Source organism: Staphylococcus schleiferi, from assembly GCF_025558325.1.
In the GTDB taxonomy this organism is placed as follows: domain Bacteria; phylum Bacillota; class Bacilli; order Staphylococcales; family Staphylococcaceae; genus Staphylococcus; species Staphylococcus schleiferi.
This window is the reverse complement of the sequence record NZ_CP094712.1, coordinates 1,246,147-1,262,001: the sequence shown is the minus strand read 5'-3', so window position 1 is coordinate 1,262,001 and position 15,855 is coordinate 1,246,147. Positions and strand designations below refer to the sequence as shown.

Below are 15,855 nucleotides of genomic sequence, written 5' to 3'. Positions count from 1 at the left end.
TTAAGGGAGTTCAATCGTTTTATTTTCTTTAGATTCCTTATAAAGAACAATCATAGATCCAATCAGTTGAACCAATTCACTTTGAGTTTCATTTGCTATCGTTTCTGCAAGTGTGGCCTTATCTTCTAAATTATTTTGTAAAATATGAATTTTAATTAATTCTCGTTTTTCAAGAATATCTTTAATTTGAATAATCATATTTTCATTTATACCTGATTTTCCAATTTGAAATGTAGGATCAACATGATGTGCTTGACTCCTTAAAAATCTCTTTTGTTTTCCTGTTAACGCCATAATAGCCTCCTTATTAATTCGTTTCATTTAATTTGTTTAGTACAGATTGTCTCATTTCTGAAATATTACTATCTAGGCCTGTCCAAATTTTAAAGCTTTCTGCGCCTTGAAAAACAAACATATCCAAACCATTATATATCGTATACCCTTTTTGAGCAGCTTGTTTTAAAAATGATGTTTGCAAAGGGTTATAAACGATGTCGCATACAAGTGCGCTAGGCTTTAACTTTTGAAAAGTAATGATACTATCAGTAGATTGATTCATGCCTACTGGCGTTGTATTGATAATAATATCAAACGTCTCTAATAGAGGATGAACCTCATCTAAACTATACTTAAGCACATTAAATTTCCAACTGTCAAAGCGTGCCATTGTCCTATTAGCAACTGTAATTGGATGTTTGCATACTTTTTTTAATGCATAAGCGATTCCCTTGCTTGCCCCTCCTGCACCTAAGATAAGGATTTGTGCGTCACTTAAATCTCCATATTTTGATTGCAATCCTTTAACAAAGCCGAGGCCATCAGTATTGTGTCCAATCCACTGATTATTGATAATTCGAACAGTGTTCACCGCACCAATTGCTTGCGCCTCTTCAGTAAGTGAATCTAAAAAAGGGATGATACGCTCTTTATGAGGAATAGTGACATTAAAACCATCTAAATCTCTTTCGGAAATGATATCTTTAATATGATGAAAATCCTGTTCTGGAATATTTAGTGCTTCATATTGATCGTTTAAATTTAAACTTTTAAAATTTGTCTGATGCATGATGGGTGATAAAGAATGATCGATTGGATGCCCGATAACTGCAAATTTCATACATGCTCACTCCTTACATAATGGAAGGTCTTAATGTCACTTCAACATTTTTAGGAACCGTCACATCTAACTCTGCACCAGCGTCAACGGTAACGAAGCCTAAACCAGAAATCATGATGTCTTTTTTCTCATTTCCTGTATTCAAATGAATCGTATTGAGTAGTTCAAAATCAAAGTCTTGAGGTTGGGACGGTGGTGTTAATAATGAACCAAGTTGAGTTTTCCATAATTGATCAGCTTTTTCTAGCTTAGTTCTGTGGATGTGAAGCTCGTTAGAAAAATAACAAACTAGAGGCCGTTTTCCTCCTTTTAAATAATCAACACGAGCCAGTCCCCCAATAAACAAGCTTTGTAATTCATTGAGTTGATAAACGCGCTGTTTAATTTCTTTTTTAGGCATAATGATATTGAGTTCTTTTGTCGTTACAAAATGTGTCATTTGATGTGCCTGTATAATACCTGGTGTATCATACATGTCACTTTGATCATCAATTGGGATATCTATCATATCAAGCGTTGTACCTGGTACTTTTGATGTCGTGACTACATCTTTTTCTCCTACGCTTTGTTCTATTAAGCGATTAATCAATGTCGATTTCCCCACATTTGTTGTGCCAACAATATACACGTCTTGCCCGTCACGATGCTTTTCAATCGTTTGGAGAAGTTCATCAATACCGAACCCTTTATGCGCAGAAATGAGACATACATCTTCAGGATATAAGCCATAATTTTTAGCAGATTTTCGTAACCACTCCGTTACACGACGCTTATTAATTTGTTTTGGTAATAAATCAACTTTATTCGCTGCTAAAATAATTTTTTTATTTCCTACAATTCTTTTAATTGCATTAATAAACGAACCTTCAAAATCAAACACATCTACTAAATTAACTACAATTCCAGGTTTGTTCGATAAGCTATTCAATAATTCAAGAAAATCTTCACTATCCATACCGACATCTTGAACCTCATTGTAGTTCTTTAAGCGGAAACAACGTCGACAAATGACGTCTTCTTTTCCCATGCTTGCTTTTGGGACGTAACCAGGTTTTTGAGGGTCAGTCGATTGTAAGACTGCACCACAACCGATACACTTTAAAGTTTCAGTCAATTAAGATTCCTCCCATTTAATATAACCTTTTCGCTTGAAATGATTTAATAAGCGTCTCTCTAATAGCCGGTTAAACTTAGTGATAAATCCATCTGAATTTTTAACTGGGACAACCATAATTGTATACAAACCACTGCGATTCCCACCAAATACATCTGTTAACATTTGATCTCCAATGACAACAACCGCATCTTTCTCTAATCCCATTTGATGTGTTGCACGTCTTAGAGATTTTCCACGTGGCTTTTTAGCTTTAAAAATATAATCTACATTTAAGTTTTGGCAAAAAGATTTCACTCTTTTTTCATTATTATTAGAAACAATTGTTACTTTCATATTTCTATCTTCAAGGCCTTTAAACCATTCCTGAACTTTAGGTGTGGGATCTGCTTCATCCCAACCTACTAATGTATTATCTAAATCTGTAATGACACCTTTAATATTTAATGCGTGTAATTGGTCAAAGTCGATTTCATGAATTGATTTGACATATTGGTTAGGCAAAAATAATCGCTTGATAATACCCATTATAATCCTCCATTTTAAAATACTTCATTCGTAGTATTATAACACAATATCTTCTTAAAAGCGCTTTGTTTATAATTCTTTGACTAATTCACTAACCATTTTACTTGAAGACTGTGAGGCTACTTTTAAAAATGCTTCAAAAGTCATTCCGGCTTCTTCATCTGCTAAATCAGATATTGCGCGTGTGATAATAAATGGCGTATTAAATTGGAAACAAGTTTGAGCAATGGCTGCAGCTTCCATTTCAGCTGCTAAAGCATGTGGGAATGAAGCTAAAATTGTTTGACGTTGCGCGTTGGTACCAATAAAGCTATCTCCCGATACAATAAGGCCTTCTTTACCATTTTGGCTTAAAGATTTTAAAACTTTATCTACTTTTTTAAATAATTCTTGATCCGCTTTGTACGTTGCTGGCATGCCAGGTATTTGCCCTATTTCATATCCAAAAGCGCGAGCATCAGCATCATGATATGCCACTTCTGAACTAATGACGACATCCCCTAATGACAAGCCAGGTTGAAGTGCACCTGCTGATCCAGTATTTATAATATACGATGGTTTAAATTCGTTGATTAATAATGCCGTTGAGATAGCAACATTGACTTTACCAATTCCGCTTTGTGTTAAAATAATCTCTTTGTCATTTAATAAGCCTTTATAGAAAACCGTATGTGCGATTTTAATCTCTTCTAACGCCACCATCTGAGATTTTAAAATTTCTATTTCTTCTTCCATAGCACCAATAATGCCAATCATAATATTGCCTCCTGTTACATATATTGAATTATTACTATTTAATCGATTAAATGTATGATTTTAAATATAAATGTTTAAGTCGTTTATAAAAGATTAGAATGTCGCTTAGTTTACACTATTGTCATTAATGTAAGAAGTAAAGTGCCATTAACGCAAAACAAGAAATACACACCTTTAAAACACAACACCCTAACCTATCCTTATACACTTCCAATACCTTACCTTTGCTATTTTATCATACTTAGACCAACAACTTCATAATAAAAAATGGGAGCGGGACAGAAATCAAAATGATTTCGTCGTCCCGCCCCGGCAAGGATGAGTAGGACGATTCAAGCATAAAAAGCGAAGAAGAGTCCACTCATCTACTGCGCTCTCAAAGATGTCTAGAAGCATACCATGCGGGACAGAAATCAAAATGATTTCGTCGTCCCGCCCCGGCAAGGATGAGTAGGACGATTCAAGCATAAAAAGCGAAGAAGAGTCCACTCATCTACTGCGCTCTCAAAGATGTCTAGAAGCATACCATGCGGGACAGAAATCAAAATGATTTCGTCGTCCCGCCCCGGCAAGGATGAGTAGGACGATTCAAGCATAAAAAGCGAAGAAGAGTCCACTCATCTACTGCGCTCTCAAAGATGTCTAGAAGCATACCATGCGGGACAGAAATCAAAATGATTTCGTCGTCCCGCCCCGGCAAGGATGAGTAGGACGATTCAAGCATAAAAAGCGAAGAAGAGTCCACTCATCTACTGCGCTCTCAAAGATGTCTAGAAGCATATCATGCGGGACAGAAATCAAAATGATTTCGTCGTCCCGCCCCGGCAAGGATGAGTAGGACTGTTTGAACATAAATATATAAAAAAACAGGATGGCATTTGTCATCCTGTTAACACTTGTTTGCAAAGATTGTATTAAAATCATCGCATCTCAATTCTGAACTATTTTCTTATAACCTCATATTTTAAATCGTATCTTATTGATTCCATAAAGCTGCTAAACCTTGTAAAGAGAAAAATCCTGTAAAAATTGTAACGACAACTGCTACAATTCCAAATATAAGCATCCAAGTTGGGTGCTTGTAGTCACCTACGATTCGTTTATTTTTTGAAGCAATCAAAATTGTTCCCAATACGATAGGAAGAATTAATCCATTGAGCGCACCTGCAATAATCAGTAATTTTACAGGTTTACCAATAAACAAGAATATTAGAGTAGAAATAACTATGAAGGCTACAACAACATAGTTATCATAAGTTTTAATTTTATGATGTAATGTTTTTATGAAAGTTGTACTTGTATATGCAGATCCAATAACAGATGACATTGCAGCAGCAAAGAGAACAACACCGAAAATATTTTTTCCAATCGGTCCTACTGCATGTTCAAAAACTGAAGCTGGTGGATTATCTGGATTCAATGTCACACCAGTAACAACGACACCTAAGACAGCTAAAAACAAGAGTGCTCTCATTACACCCGTTGTGAGAATACCTGTTATTGCTGAACGGTTCACAAAAGGTAAATAATTTTGTCCTTTAATACCTGCATCTAATATTCGATGTGCACCAGCAAATGTAATGTAACCCCCAACAGTGCCCCCGACCAAAGTAATGATAGGTAATACCAGTGATGAAGGATTTTCTGGTAAAATCATATGTTTTGCTGCATCAAGATAAGGCGGATGAGACTGCACCATGACATATGCAACAGTTGCAATCATCACGACACCTAATATCATTGTCACAACGTCCATAATCTTTTGACCATTTTTAGAGATGAACACTAATATAGCGATAGCAGCTGTAATCGCTGAGCCTACTCTAACATCGAGTCCAAAAATAGCATTAAGTCCTAATCCAGCACCAGCAATGTTTCCAATGTTAAATGCTAATCCCCCTATAGCAATTAAAATTGAGATGAAAGTTCCTAATCCCTTAATCACTTCATTCGCAATTTCTTGGCCACGATAACCAGTCACAACAAGGATACGCCAAATATTAATTTGTGCACCAATGTCTATAATGATAGAGAGCAATATTGCAAAAGCGAAACTAGCCATAAATTGTTGTGTAAATACAGCAGTTTGCGTTAAAAAGGCTGGTCCAATTGCAGAAGTAGCCATTAAAAATACAGAGCCTAACAATAGCCTCTTATGTGTTTTTGTGAATTGAAAACTTTCATTATTCTCAATTTGATTTGGATTTTTTTTCATTTATTAACCCCCTAATGTACGGATATCAACATTTTCTTCTGATAGATGCGATCGAATTTGTTTAACGAATTCCAGTGCATGTGCTCCGTCTCCATGTACACAAATAGTATCTGCTTTGATATCTATCATTTCACCTGAAATCGTTTTTACAGTACCTTCTTTAACCATTTGTAAAACTTGTTCAATTGCTTCATGCGAATCTTCAATGACGGCTCCTTCCTTTTTACGACTCACTAATTGGCCATCATTTTCATATCTGCGATCAGCAAAAACTTCAGAAGCCACATTTAATCCTTGCTTTCTTCCCTCATCAATCAAAATAGAATTAGAAAGACCCATTAAATATAATTTAGGGTCTATTTCATAGATTGCAGAGGCAATCGCCTTAGCGATTTCTGCATCTCTAGAAGCCATTTGATATAAGGCCCCGTGCGGTTTCACATGATTGAGTTTGACGCCTTGAATGTCACAAAATGCTTTTAAGGCACCGACTTGATAGACTACCATATTAAAAATTTCCTTTAATGACATGTCTAAGTTTCGGCGACCAAAACCTTGTAAGTCAGGAAAACCTGGATGTGCCCCAACACCCACATGATTTTGTTTGGCAAGTTTAACTGTTTCTGCCATTACATTTTCATCACCTGCGTGAAACCCACATGCAATATTTGCAGATGTTATCAATGGTATGACAGACTGGTCGTTACCAATTTTATAATTACCGAAACTTTCACCTAAATCACAGTTTAAGTCAATTTTCATTTTCAGTGACCTCCTTAAAAATGTTGTGACGATCTAAAAATTTAATATCTACTTCTTTCGCATCACCTTCAAAATATGGCGGATACGAAAGTAAAGCATACAAGAAGTCTGCAGTCGTTTTAAAACCGTCTATAACGAGTTCATCTAATGTCACTTTTAATTTTTCTATCGCATGTTGTCTAAATTCACCTTTAACGATGACTTTAGCTACCAGTGAATCATAATATGAAGATACAGTATAACCGCTGTATAAAAGCGAGTCAACTCGTATATTGAAGCCATGAGGGAAATGAAGGCGTTGAACTGTACCCGGTGTCGGACGGAAGCCTTTTTCAGGATCTTCAGCATTAATTCGTGCTTCTATGACATGACCTTTAAAAGAAATATCTTCCTGTTTTAAATCGAGTTGACCGTTCTTCATGATTAATAATTGTTGACGAACTAGATCAATATCCGTACGCATTTCAGTCACTGTATGCTCGACTTGAATTCGTGCATTCATTTCAATAAAGTAATAAGCGTCTTCTGTAACAAGAAACTCAATCGTTCCTGCACTTCTATATTGAGCTGCTCGAGCGACTTTGACAGCATCATTACAAATCTTTTCTCTTTTTTCATCACTTAAAGCGCTACATGGCGATTCTTCAATCAGTTTTTGGTTTTTTCTTTGTACAGAGCAATCTCTCTCACCTAAATGGATATACTGTCCTTGTCCGTCACCCAAAACTTGAACTTCAACATGTTTTGCTACAGGGATAAATGCCTCAACATAAACACGATCATCATTAAAATATTTATTACCTTCACTTTTGGCTTCTTTAAATGCGCGTTCTAATTGAGATTCGTCTTTAACAATGCGAATGCCTTTACCGCCTCCGCCACTCGCCGCTTTAATAACAAGTGGATAGCCAATCTCTTCTGCAAGTTTTTCAATTTCTTCGATATCCTCTACAGATGATTTTGACCCGGGAATGACTGGTACGCCTGCTTGGTCAACGGTTTGTCTCGCAGTAATTTTATCTCCCATTAATTTCATCGTTTCTTTAGTAGGGCCAATAAAATAGAGGCCTTCGCTTTCTACTTTTTCAGCAAAAACTGGGCTTTCAGATAAGAAACCATAACCTGGATGAATTGCATTTGCATTTGTAATTTCTGCAGCTGACAAGATTTTACGAATATGCAAATAACTATCAAGTGGATTAGGCTGTCCGATACAGACGGCGTCATCAGCGAGTTTGACATGCAAACTATCTTCATCGCCAACGGCATAAATCGCGACAGACTCCATACCCATTTCTCTAAGCGCTCTTATAATCCGGACCGCTATTTCTCCTCTATTTGCAACTAGTACACGATACATGCTTTCACCCCCATTATTTTAAAGTTACAATTACTTGATTAAATTCTACATTCTCACCGTGGCCAATTAAGATTTCTTGGATTTCTCCAGATTCATCAGCTGTAACTTCATTCATCACTTTCATTGCTTCAATGTAGCCGATAATATCACCTTTATTGACTTTGTCGCCAACTTTAATAACGGGTTTAGTTAATTCTTTTTCATCTTGCAAATAGAAAGTTCCAATCATTTGTGAGCGAATCGCTTTTGATTCATTTTCTTCTTGCTTTTGCGCATTCTCATTTGTGTTTTGAGGTACTGGTGATGGAGAAGCATCAAATTGCTCAGATGATTGACCGTTTGTATTTGTAAACAAGTCCAATTCAAGTTCAATGTCATCATCTTTATATTTAAAGTGTTTTGCACCGTAATGATTTAACAGATTTAATGTTTGTTCGATTTGTTTTAAGTCCATGGTAATTGATCTCCTTTAAGAACGGTTTTAATTTTTTGCTGCGTAGGTCGAATGTTTTTCAAGAAACGCTGCGGTTGTTTACGAATTTTAGCTTTTGCGTCATCAAGCTTACGTCGCTTTCTCGCTAAGATTTCGTTCGCTTCGTTAAATGTAATCCATTCAAATTTTATTGTTTCTCCAGGCTGTTTTTGTGCAATATCAACGATGTCACAATCAATGACAGTACCAATTTTTGTGTACCCGCCAACCGTCTGTCTGTCATTTAATAAAATAATTGGATTGCCATCTTTAGGCACTTGAACACTACCTAATGCAACAGGTTCAGAAATAATATCGGCACTTTGGAAAGGTTGTATCGATTGCCCTTTTAAACGATAGCCCATCCGGTCTGAACTTTCTGAAATTTTGAATTCAAACTGCTCGATTTCCTTAATAGTTCGTCTTGTAAAAGATTCAAGTTGTGGTCCATCCATGATGCCAATCGGTAAGTGTTTTGCTCTATTAAAACTAGAATAGTCACTAGAACGCCCGATTAAACTGAGATCTATAAAGCCTGGCTTTGTTTTTAAAATATCATTTTCTTTTAATTGACGCCCTTTATAGCCACCAATTCGTGTCCGCGTATGTGTAGAATAGCTTCCTTCTACTTTTGGGATATCTAATATTTCAGCAAACCCAATATAGCCTCGCATTCCTTTTTCTACTTTTCCTACATCAAGTATGTCGCCCTTTTCTACCTTAATCACTGTTTGGTGAGGGATAGGCTCGTTATTTAGAGTAGCTGAAAATTGTGCCCCTGTTAATGCCATTAAATTTCTTCTTAAGAACTTGATTTTAGGTCCAATCATAGTCACTTCAAGTGCGGGTTGGTTTTCCGTTTCTAATAAAGTATTTAATATTTCATAACTCGGCCGATCTAGTACACCAGCAGGTGAATACCCTTCAAACTGATGATGATAACGTCCCATATCTTGAACTGTGGTAAATAATCCGGGCTTTAATATTTTAATCGACATCTTCAATCATCACCCATTCATCATAATCTAGCTGATTTTTTTGTATATATTTTTGTACATGCAAGAATTCTTCCTCATTAATGGAATAAAATTTTATCTTATCTCCCGGTTTATACAGTATTTTAGGATTTCTATGAGGATTAAAAACATCAATAGGTGTTCTACCTATAATCTGCCATCCACCAGGAGAATCTGATGGATATAGACCTGTTTGATTATTTGCAATACCCACTGATCCCGCTTTTATTTTAATTCTTGGCTCTTCTTTTCTTGGTGTATGGAGCTTCTCGTTCAAGCCTCCTAAAAACGGAAAGCCTGGCATAAAGCCGATCATATAAACGAGATAAAATGCTTCAGTATGATATTGAATCACTTGTTCGATTGATAATTGGTTATGGGCGGCAACGACGTCAAGGTCAGGTCCCCATTTCCCTCCATATAGCACAGGCAAATTAATAATTCTTCGCTGTCCTTGTGTGTTATGTTCATGATTATATTTCAGTTGATTGAGTTCAAGTTCTTCAACTAATGTTTCAAAATTAACACGTATGCCATCAAAATAAACTAAAATTGCTCGATAAGACGGTACAACTTCTTGTATATATGGATGGTGTTTTGAACGAAGATAATCTACAACAAAATTAACATTTTCAAAGACATCTTCACTTATTTCGGATTTAAAATAAATCATGAACGATTGCTCACTGATTTGACGAAAATTCAATTAAAGCCCCCCTTATAAAAACCCTTACATATTTACATTTTATCATTTTGTAAAAGTGCATCGCAATGAAGCGTTGTATTAAAAAATAGCTACAAAGCGTTGTTATGCAAATTTAATTAAATAAATTTATTTTTAAAGTTTTTAATTCAAAAAAAGAAACGGTGATAAAACCATACACCGAATCAAAAAAAACAAGTTTATGTAAATGAATCACTAAGGTGAGATTGAGGACATTGGTTCACTTCAAAATTCTAAAAGAGCGACTCAGATGCCAATGCCCTACTTGTTATATTCATCTAAGTTTATTTAATATCTATAATTTTAACGTTCATTTCTCCACCATTTGGAAGAGGAACGCGCACTTCTTCATTTAATTGCTTACCAATTAAAGCTTGAGCCATTGGAGATTCATTAGAAATTTTACCATTAAATGCATCTGATTCCGCCGATCCTACAATTTGGTAACTTTCTTCTTCATCCCCAGGAAGTTCAACAAAAGTTACAGTTTTACCAATTTGTACAGCATGATTATCGCCTGTATCTTCAATAATCAAAGCATGACGAAGCATTGTCTCAATACGTTGAATATCTTGTTCGATAAAACCTTGTTCGTCTTTAGCTGCATCGTACTCAGAGTTCTCAGATAAATCACCAAAACTACGCGCAACTTTGATTTTTTCAACGACTTCAGGACGTTTTACTGTTTTTAATTCTTCGAGTTCTTGTTCTAACTTTTCAAATCCTTCTTGCGTCATTGGATATTGTTTTTGGTTTTCCATTTTACATCTTCCTTTTACATATATTTAATCTTGTTTACGAACGAGCGCTTGAATTTTCGTTGTCATGATATCAATCGCAACTTTATTAGAACCACCTTCAGGTATAATGATATCAGCAAACTTTTTCGTCGGCTCAATAAACTGATTATGCATTGGTCTCACGACATTGAGATATTGCTCGATTACAGAATTCATCGTACGTCCTCGCTCTTCAGTATCTCTAATTAAGCGGCGTAAAATTCTCAAATCCGCATCTGTGTCGACAAAAATTTTCACATCCATCATATCACGTAGTTCTTTGTTTTCAAGCGCAAATATACCTTCTACGATAATAACATCTTTAGGTTGAAATGCAATTGTTTTATCACTACGTGTATGTTTCGTATAGTCATAAGTCGGTACTTCGACACTTTGTCCCGACTGTAACGCTTTTAAATTTTGAATTAATAAATCATTATCAAATGCAAATGGATGATCATAATTTGTTTGTAATCGCTGTTCAAAAGTGAGATGTGACTGATCTTTATAATAGTAATCTTGTTCCATCAGCGCAACACTGTGGCCCTCTAAATTGTTCATTATTTCGTTTGTCACAGAAGTTTTTCCTGAACCTGATCCTCCAGCAATACCGATTATCGTTGTTGCCATGCTTTAAACTTCCTTTCTCATCATGTTGTTAGGATAAATTGGCTGGTCTACTTTGATTTGTATAATTTGTAATGGATGACGCGCAGCATCAAGTTCATTACCTTCTTCATCATAGATTTTATCTATAATTTGTGAAAAAGTTTGAATTTCTGGACCAAAAAATTCAATTTCTTGACCTGGCTTAAAGTGATTTCTTTGTTGGATCGTAGCGATTTGACTTTTTTCATCATAATCAAGAACTAACCCGACGAAATCAAAGGGTGCTTTTTTAGAAGATTCATTGCCGAACATTTGCTCTTCATAACCCGGCGTTCCTTTAAAGAATGCAGGTGCAGTATCGCGGTTTGCACACTTATCTAATTCAAAAAGCCATTCTGGTTTTATTTTGAAATTCTCTGGATCTTCTGCATAAGCATCAATAACTTTTCTATATACAGAAACAACAGTCGCTATATAATGAATCGATTTCATTCTACCTTCAATTTTTAATGAATCAATACCTAAATCCATCATGTTTGGAATCGATTCAATCAGTTTTAAATCTCTTGGACTCATCGCAAAAGGTGTTGCTTGTCCTTTTTCATCATAATAGACATCTAATTCACCGTTTTGATCGACAGTCAACAAATCATAATCCCAACGACAACTTTGACAACATCCACCGCGATTGGAATCACGTGCAGTCATGTGATTACTTAATGTACAACGACCTGAATAAGCGATACACATAGCGCCATGAATAAAGGCCTCGATTTCAATATCGACTTTATCCTTAATCTCTTTCATTTCCATTGCGCCTGTTTCACGGGCTAATACGACACGGTCTAATCCCTCTTCTTTCCAGTATTCAACCGCTTTATAATTACTTAATGATTGTTGTGTTGAAAGATGGATTTCTAGTTTTGGTGCCACACTTTTACAAGTTTCTATAATGAGTGGATCTGCTACAATGATTCCTGTAGCACCTGTTGATTCAAGTTGTTGTAAATATTCTTCAAGACCTTCTATATTTTCGTCATGAGCAATAATATTAGTTGTAATATAAACTTTTGCCCCGTATTGATTTGCAAATTCAACACCTTCACGAATTTCATCAATTGTAAAATTATCAGCATTTGAACGCAAACCATATTCTTGGCCACCTATAAAAACAGCATCTGCACCATAGTGAATTGCAATTTTTAATTTTTCTAGATTACCAGCTGGAGCAAGTAATTCAGGTTTTTTTAATTTAGGTTTTGAACCTGATTTAACTTCTTCAAGTACCTTCATCTTTAATCTCTCCCATAAATTAGTAGACTGTTTGCTTGTAATAAAAACCTTCATCAAATGGTCGGTGCTCAGGCTGAATTTCCTCAATTGGCTCTACAAGCATAAATTTTTCATCATCATACGCTTCTGGATCTTCGTTGTATAAATCAATAGCTTCTCGATATTGTTGTGTCACAGTATTGATATAGGCTTCATCATGTAACACACCATCAATTTTAAAACTATCAATACCTGCTTCAAATAGTGGCTCTAATTCTTCGATTAAGCAAATATCGTTCGGTGACATTATATGTGTGCCATTGTAATCTTCAAAAACAGGATACTTATTCTCACGTTCTTCATCGTAAAGTAAAAGTTGCACATCATCTGCGATATTTTGGCGCTCTATTTTCATTTGTCTCTCTTGGAATGTGTAATAATTGCCTAAAAGCATACGCTTAGATTGGAACATACATGTCATTCCATGAACTTGCACTTCTATTTCAACATCACTATTTTCCTTAATATTGATGATTTCTTCAAGACTCAATTCTCTAGCTAATACGGCTCTTTTAGCGCCTCTTTTCCCCCAATAGTTACATTGAAAATGGTTCGTGACCAATGTTTCTGCATTCCAGTTCAAAGGGATTGGTTCGGCTTGCTGTTTAACAATCATCACGACAGCAGGATCACCGAAAATAATGCGATCCACTCTAATTTCATGCAAAAATTCAATATAATCTTCAAGTGCAGGAATATGATAATTATGGAAAATGCCATTTACAGCTGCATATGCTTTTTTCCCTGCCGCATGAATGATATTGACGGCTTCACGCATCGCATCACGATTAAATTCACCAGCCAGACGCAAACCAAATTTTTCTTCTCCGATTACGAAGGAGTCTGCCCCTTTATCAATAAGTGTCTTTATATGTTCGATTGATTTCGGCGTCACTAATAATTCAGTCATTTTTACTCTCCTTTATTGAAATGGCTAAACCATCATCCATGTGAACAAAATTGGTTGAGTAGTCTTCTCTTTGACTCAACCATGCATTATATTTTTGTACTTTTTTAACCATTTGTTTAACATTTCGACTCTTTACTACATCAATATTGGCAACAAAACCATGATATAAAACATTATCTGTTATAATAACACCTTTTTCACGAAGCAGTGGACTATAAAGCTCAAAAAATCGTTGGGATTGCGCTTTCGCTGCATCTATAAAAATCATGTCATAACTTTGATCATTTACAAGTTCCAATGCGCCTGTGGCATCTGCTTCAATCAATCGAATTTGAGACTGGTATCCTAAATTTTCAATGTTTGCTTTTGCTTCTTGTATCATGGCTTCATTACGCTCAATTGTTGTAATTTGAATATCAGAATTAACAGAAGCAAATTGCATAGCACTATAGCCAATAGCACTCCCTATTTCTAATATATGTTTAGAATTATGAATTCGAATCAATTGCTTAATCAAATCTAATGATAATTGATCGATAATCGGTACATTGTTCTTTTCAGCAATGCTACGTAATGCGTCTATTGGACTGTCGTAATTTTGCAAACTTAAAAGATAGTTTTGGTTGTTATCTTCCATTTATGTTAACTTCCTTTTAACATTAATCTAAAATTTATCAAAAAATAAACCAGTCTAACTGGACTGATTTTTTGAACACAGGTGTCATATATAAATGTATCGTAAATACATTTAATGTTTTAGTATTATTGAGCTATTAATTCGCTTCTTCCACATATTAATCTAACTTTGACTCATATCTTATATGAAAAAAGTATATAAATGATAAAGTCAAACAGCTCAATACATCAAAATCACTTCTACATATTTTATCACAGAATTGAATTGTAGGTAAACAGCAAAATCCTTACCTATGGCTCTTATTTCATATTTTATTCATGTGCATTCTGAGCTTGATTCGTCTCCAATAACAAAAAAGGGCAAAACCCTTAATCTAATCAATTAAAGGTTTTGCATTTACTTTTTATATATCAAAATTGAGCTTCTCTATACTTAACTTCGAGACTAAACTTCAGGATCTTCCATATTTGTGTTGACAATTTCTTCAATCATGTCCCATTCTTCATCTGTTTCTACAGGTAAGAAACGCCCACCTTCACCAGACTCATCAGGCTCATTAATCATCGGTACAAGCTCGATTAAGTCATCGTCATCCGCTTGTGCGCCTTCTTCAGCTAGAATCACGTATTCTTTCTCAAATCCAGGGTGGTAAAATTCTAACATTTTACGATAAAGAACTTCATTACCTTCTTCATCATAGAGTGTTAATAACGTTTCATCATTTTTAATTTCTATTTCTTGATTATGGTTTTCGTTTGTCATATTTTAGCTCTCCTTAATTAATTCTATCTAAATAGCCTTGTAAAATGAATACAGCCGCCATTTTATCAATTACTTTTTTGCGTTTTTGTCTTGATACATCAGCTTCAAGGAGTGAGCGTTCAGCTGCCATCGTGCTTAATCGCTCATCCCACATCACAATTTCTAACTCTGGCATTTGTTCAGCTAAAGCTTCTTTATATTTTAATGATGCTTCTCCTCGAAATCCGATTGTATTGTTCATATTTTTTGGTAACCCAATGACTACAGTACCCACATTTTCTTTTTTAACAATGTCAATTAAGGTTTCAATCCCGAGCTGATTTTCTTCTTCGTTAATTTGGAGTGTATCTAAACCTTGTGCTGTCCATCCCATTAGATCACTAATTGCGATGCCGACAGTACGACTGCCTACATCTAACCCAATAATTTTATGTTTAAGCATGGTCTTTCTTATTATGGTTTTGTAAATAATAAGAGACGAGCTCTTCCATAATATCATCGCGATCGATGTGTCTAATTTGATTTCTCGCTTCATTATGACGTGGTATATAAGCAGGATCCCCTGATAATAAGTATCCTACGATTTGATTGACAGCGTTGTAACCACGTTCTTCTAGGGTATGATAGACATTGTTTAAAACCGTTTCGACGTTTTCTTTTGGAATATCTTCATAGTTGAATTTCATTGTTTTATCAAAATTTGCCATAGTTTTAACACTCCTTAAACCATAATAGATTACACTTCCATTATACATGAAACCT

At 35.3% G+C, this 15,855-nt stretch carries 19 protein-coding genes; all 19 read right to left on the bottom strand.

Annotated features, from left to right (window positions below):
* Positions 1-294 (bottom strand): ribosome assembly RNA-binding protein YhbY, encoded by a 294-nt coding sequence (yhbY, locus tag MUA40_RS05900; protein WP_016425231.1) that lies wholly within the window; start codon positions 292-294, stop codon positions 1-3.
* A gap of 13 nt (positions 295-307) precedes the next feature.
* Complete coding sequence (aroE, locus tag MUA40_RS05895; RefSeq protein WP_016425232.1) at positions 308-1,117, bottom strand: shikimate dehydrogenase; 810 nt, start codon at positions 1,115-1,117, stop codon at positions 308-310.
* Between the two features lie 13 nt (positions 1,118-1,130).
* Entirely contained in the window at positions 1,131-2,231 is a 1,101-nt protein-coding gene (gene yqeH / locus MUA40_RS05890) for a ribosome biogenesis GTPase YqeH (protein ID WP_016425233.1), read from the bottom strand.
* On the bottom strand, positions 2,232-2,759 hold the full coding sequence (locus MUA40_RS05885) for a YqeG family HAD IIIA-type phosphatase (protein WP_016425234.1): 528 nt from the start codon (positions 2,757-2,759) through the stop codon (positions 2,232-2,234).
* Positions 2,760-2,828: 69 nt separating this feature from the next.
* Positions 2,829-3,515, bottom strand: coding sequence for a 5'-methylthioadenosine/adenosylhomocysteine nucleosidase (locus MUA40_RS05880; protein ID WP_016425235.1), 687 nt, complete (start codon positions 3,513-3,515; stop codon positions 2,829-2,831).
* 976 nt (positions 3,516-4,491) lie between these two features.
* Entirely contained in the window at positions 4,492-5,730 is a 1,239-nt protein-coding gene (locus MUA40_RS05875) for an NRAMP family divalent metal transporter (protein WP_126495983.1), read from the bottom strand.
* A gap of 3 nt (positions 5,731-5,733) precedes the next feature.
* Positions 5,734-6,492, bottom strand: coding sequence for a 5-oxoprolinase subunit PxpA (pxpA, locus tag MUA40_RS05870; protein WP_016425237.1), 759 nt, complete (start codon positions 6,490-6,492; stop codon positions 5,734-5,736).
* Positions 6,482-7,852, bottom strand: coding sequence for an acetyl-CoA carboxylase biotin carboxylase subunit (locus MUA40_RS05865; protein ID WP_016425238.1), 1,371 nt, complete (start codon positions 7,850-7,852; stop codon positions 6,482-6,484). The genes pxpA and MUA40_RS05865 overlap by 11 nt, the downstream gene beginning before the upstream one ends.
* Before the next feature lie 13 nt (positions 7,853-7,865).
* Entirely contained in the window at positions 7,866-8,306 is a 441-nt protein-coding gene (locus tag MUA40_RS05860) for an acetyl-CoA carboxylase biotin carboxyl carrier protein (RefSeq protein WP_016425239.1), read from the bottom strand.
* A complete protein-coding gene (locus tag MUA40_RS05855; protein WP_016425240.1) occupies positions 8,297-9,322 on the bottom strand; it encodes a 5-oxoprolinase subunit C family protein in 1,026 nt (341 codons plus the stop codon). Before MUA40_RS05855 ends, MUA40_RS05860 begins: the two co-directional genes overlap by 10 nt.
* Entirely contained in the window at positions 9,312-10,046 is a 735-nt protein-coding gene (gene pxpB, locus MUA40_RS05850) for a 5-oxoprolinase subunit PxpB (RefSeq protein ID WP_126495984.1), read from the bottom strand. Before pxpB ends, MUA40_RS05855 begins: the two co-directional genes overlap by 11 nt.
* A gap of 302 nt (positions 10,047-10,348) precedes the next feature.
* Positions 10,349-10,825 carry a transcription elongation factor GreA gene (greA, locus tag MUA40_RS05845; protein WP_016425242.1) on the bottom strand — a complete coding sequence of 159 codons (477 nt, stop codon included), beginning with the start codon at positions 10,823-10,825 and terminating at the stop codon, positions 10,349-10,351.
* A gap of 24 nt (positions 10,826-10,849) precedes the next feature.
* Positions 10,850-11,473: a uridine kinase gene (gene udk / locus MUA40_RS05840; RefSeq protein ID WP_016425243.1), complete on the bottom strand. Its 624-nt coding sequence runs from the start codon at positions 11,471-11,473 to the stop codon at positions 10,850-10,852.
* A 3-nt stretch (positions 11,474-11,476) separates the two neighbouring features.
* Complete coding sequence (locus MUA40_RS05835; RefSeq protein WP_016425244.1) at positions 11,477-12,745, bottom strand: peptidase U32 family protein; 1,269 nt, start codon at positions 12,743-12,745, stop codon at positions 11,477-11,479.
* 19 nt (positions 12,746-12,764) lie between these two features.
* Positions 12,765-13,694, bottom strand: coding sequence for a peptidase U32 family protein (locus MUA40_RS05830; RefSeq protein ID WP_016425245.1), 930 nt, complete (start codon positions 13,692-13,694; stop codon positions 12,765-12,767).
* Positions 13,687-14,331: an O-methyltransferase gene (locus MUA40_RS05825; protein WP_016425246.1), complete on the bottom strand. Its 645-nt coding sequence runs from the start codon at positions 14,329-14,331 to the stop codon at positions 13,687-13,689. The genes MUA40_RS05830 and MUA40_RS05825 overlap by 8 nt, the downstream gene beginning before the upstream one ends.
* Before the next feature lie 444 nt (positions 14,332-14,775).
* Positions 14,776-15,093 carry a DUF1292 domain-containing protein gene (locus tag MUA40_RS05820; RefSeq protein WP_016425247.1) on the bottom strand — a complete coding sequence of 106 codons (318 nt, stop codon included), beginning with the start codon at positions 15,091-15,093 and terminating at the stop codon, positions 14,776-14,778.
* A 13-nt stretch (positions 15,094-15,106) separates the two neighbouring features.
* Entirely contained in the window at positions 15,107-15,535 is a 429-nt protein-coding gene (gene ruvX, locus MUA40_RS05815) for a Holliday junction resolvase RuvX (protein ID WP_016425248.1), read from the bottom strand.
* Positions 15,528-15,800: an IreB family regulatory phosphoprotein gene (locus MUA40_RS05810; RefSeq protein WP_016425249.1), complete on the bottom strand. Its 273-nt coding sequence runs from the start codon at positions 15,798-15,800 to the stop codon at positions 15,528-15,530. Before MUA40_RS05810 ends, ruvX begins: the two co-directional genes overlap by 8 nt.
* Positions 15,801-15,855: the final 55 nt, after the last annotated feature.

Coding starts and splice junctions, on each gene's coding strand:
- MUA40_RS05865 (WP_016425238.1), bottom strand. CDS start 7,852: ATGTATCGTGTACTAGTTGCAAATAGAGGAGAAATAGCGGTCCGGATT.
- ruvX (WP_016425248.1), bottom strand. CDS start 15,535: ATGCTTAAACATAAAATTATTGGGTTAGATGTAGGCAGTCGTACTGTC.
- MUA40_RS05820 (WP_016425247.1), bottom strand. CDS start 15,093: ATGACAAACGAAAACCATAATCAAGAAATAGAAATTAAAAATGATGAA.
- MUA40_RS05880 (WP_016425235.1), bottom strand. CDS start 3,515: ATGATTGGCATTATTGGTGCTATGGAAGAAGAAATAGAAATTTTAAAA.
- MUA40_RS05825 (WP_016425246.1), bottom strand. CDS start 14,331: ATGGAAGATAACAACCAAAACTATCTTTTAAGTTTGCAAAATTACGAC.
- udk (WP_016425243.1), bottom strand. CDS start 11,473: ATGGCAACAACGATAATCGGTATTGCTGGAGGATCAGGTTCAGGAAAA.
- MUA40_RS05860 (WP_016425239.1), bottom strand. CDS start 8,306: ATGGACTTAAAACAAATCGAACAAACATTAAATCTGTTAAATCATTAC.
- MUA40_RS05855 (WP_016425240.1), bottom strand. CDS start 9,322: ATGTCGATTAAAATATTAAAGCCCGGATTATTTACCACAGTTCAAGAT.
- MUA40_RS05885 (WP_016425234.1), bottom strand. CDS start 2,759: ATGGGTATTATCAAGCGATTATTTTTGCCTAACCAATATGTCAAATCA.
- MUA40_RS05835 (WP_016425244.1), bottom strand. CDS start 12,745: ATGAAGGTACTTGAAGAAGTTAAATCAGGTTCAAAACCTAAATTAAAA.
- pxpA (WP_016425237.1), bottom strand. CDS start 6,492: ATGAAAATTGACTTAAACTGTGATTTAGGTGAAAGTTTCGGTAATTAT.
- MUA40_RS05830 (WP_016425245.1), bottom strand. CDS start 13,694: ATGACTGAATTATTAGTGACGCCGAAATCAATCGAACATATAAAGACA.
- MUA40_RS05875 (WP_126495983.1), bottom strand. CDS start 5,730: ATGAAAAAAAATCCAAATCAAATTGAGAATAATGAAAGTTTTCAATTC.
- aroE (WP_016425232.1), bottom strand. CDS start 1,117: ATGAAATTTGCAGTTATCGGGCATCCAATCGATCATTCTTTATCACCC.
- greA (WP_016425242.1), bottom strand. CDS start 10,825: ATGGAAAACCAAAAACAATATCCAATGACGCAAGAAGGATTTGAAAAG.
- MUA40_RS05810 (WP_016425249.1), bottom strand. CDS start 15,800: ATGGCAAATTTTGATAAAACAATGAAATTCAACTATGAAGATATTCCA.
- yhbY (WP_016425231.1), bottom strand. CDS start 294: ATGGCGTTAACAGGAAAACAAAAGAGATTTTTAAGGAGTCAAGCACAT.